We start from the raw sequence: 2008 nt of genomic DNA on the forward strand, positions 1-2008 counted from the left end.
AATTAATATTGGGCGAGTTGAATTATGAACTCAATTACAGCAGTAAAAGACGCAGCGTGGCGTTACAAATTGCTGACGGGAAGTTGACGGTAAGGGCTCCTGTGGGGGTGAGTATTGCGGACGTTAATGCTTTAATTACCAAGAAACAGCCTTGGATTGCGAAACATCTTAATCGGGCACAGACACAGCGTACTCCAGCTTGGCTGGAACAAGGTTGTATTCCATTACTTGATAATATATTGCCATTACAGGTACAGAATGCTTCGGATTCTGGCGTCTTGCTGTCTGGCGGTTCAGTTATTGTATCGCTGTCAAAACGTGTTAAAGCGACAGACGCTAAACTACGGCAGTTATTGCAACACTGGTATAAGCATCAGGCCAGCATTTGGTTTGGCGAACGTGTTGCATTCTGGCAGCGGGAGATGAAGGTAACATCAGCCTCGTTAACCATCGGCCACTGGAAAACGAAATGGGGATATTGTAAAAGTAGCGCAGAGCTCGGTTTTAACTGGCGTTTAATGATGGCGCCTGAATGGGTTGCTGACTATGTTGTTGTGCACGAACTGGCCCATTTACGCCACCTGAATCATTCAGTACATTTCTGGCAACTGGTACAGCAGCACTATCCCCGTCACAAAGACGCTAAGCTATGGTTGAAGCAGAATCAACACCGATTTGAATTGTAAAAAAGCGCCGGCATGAAAGCCGGCGTAAATACTAGGACATCGAAACAGGAGAGAAATGGTACTACTTAACAACTACTGATAGATGAGACTGTGGCTTTTAAAATTAATTCAAAATATTTTTAGTTATTTTTTCGTGGCCGTTTTGCATTTGTATTAGCCACTGATTTAAGCTCAGTCTATTGCCAGAAATAAGGAAGGCTCTGCCTTCGGTGTCACCAATAGTGGAATGAAAATTAATGACGAATCTTTTACGCCTACAGCAATTAGCGAAGTTGCTTGATGTCACCAGATTACAGGATGATGAAACAGGCGCTTCTTTTGATAGCTGGACTGCATCATTGCCCGCAATACCTGCAGCAGCTTATTGCGTATATCCTCAGTATTTGGCTTCGTTGCTCAACTGGCCTGCGCGCCAAAAGCAATCCGCTATTGCGACAGTGGTTAACTTTCCGTCGGGTGATATGCCAGTACAGCAAGTGTGCCTGCAGATCCGGGATGCTTTATCAGCCGGGGCAACTGAAATTGATTGTGTGCTGCCATATGAAATGCTGCTGCGCGGAGAATACAACGCGGTAAAAAGTTTTCTGCAAAGTGTCCGTAAAGCCTGTGCTGATAAATGTCTTAAAATTATTATCGAGTCTGGCGAACTGAACACCGCGCAACAAATAACAATAGCCAGTGAGCTTGTAATTGAAGCAGGCGCTGATTTTATAAAGACGTCTACTGGTAAAGTCCCGGTGGGTGTGACGGAAGAGGCTGTACGTATCATCCTTAGCGTGATCGCTGCGTCAAAGCGTCATATTGGTTTTAAAGCGTCTGGTGGCGTCCGCTCGGTAGAACAGGCACTGAACATCGTGCAGCTATATGAAGACCTGACCGGCAATATAGCGTTAAGTAGCGGGCTGCGTATTGGTGCCAGCGCTTTAGTTTATGAACTGGCAGAACAGATAGCAGCGCAATCGTCAGCGCCGCATTTCGTCTCTTAGCTTGTCAAACTGCTGCAGTAGTTCTTTATAACGCACGCGATGATGTTCTGGCAATGGCATATTATCGACAACGCGGAAGGTTTTTTTACATCGGTCAAACAGTTCAGATGACTTGCGTTTTTGCTGACTGTTAAGCAGCTGAATTGAAGCCTGGATCAGGTTCAGCGCACTACCGGTGTTCATTGGAGCAAGCTCCAGTGCAGCTTCAAATTGTTTGACTGCTGCGTTAAAGTTACCTTCCTTATAGCTTTTGATGCCAGCTTTATTCAGTTCACCAAACTGTTGCTGCTTTTTATCAACGAAATGTTGCTGATCACTAAATAAGGTTTTTAGCAG

General features: G+C 45.1%; 2 protein-coding genes and 1 pseudogene. 2 read left to right on the plus strand and 1 reads right to left on the minus strand.

The annotated features are described in order from the left end of the window. Positions 1-686, plus strand: a 686-nt coding sequence (locus VIN66_RS14225; protein ID WP_331924597.1) for a SprT family zinc-dependent metalloprotease, incomplete at its 5' end; no start/stop codon positions are given. A gap of 236 nt (positions 687-922) precedes the next feature. Next, complete coding sequence (deoC, locus tag VIN66_RS14230; protein ID WP_331924598.1) at positions 923-1672, plus strand: deoxyribose-phosphate aldolase; 750 nt, start codon at positions 923-925, stop codon at positions 1670-1672. Here the strand turns inward: deoC and VIN66_RS14235 are convergent. Next, positions 1649-2008: pseudogene (locus tag VIN66_RS14235) on the minus strand (response regulator); the annotation flags it as partial. The gene deoC and the pseudogene VIN66_RS14235 sit on opposite strands and share 24 nt — an antisense overlap.

It is taken from the genome of Rheinheimera sp. (genome assembly GCF_036568245.1).
GTDB lineage: Bacteria > Pseudomonadota > Gammaproteobacteria > Enterobacterales > Alteromonadaceae > Alishewanella.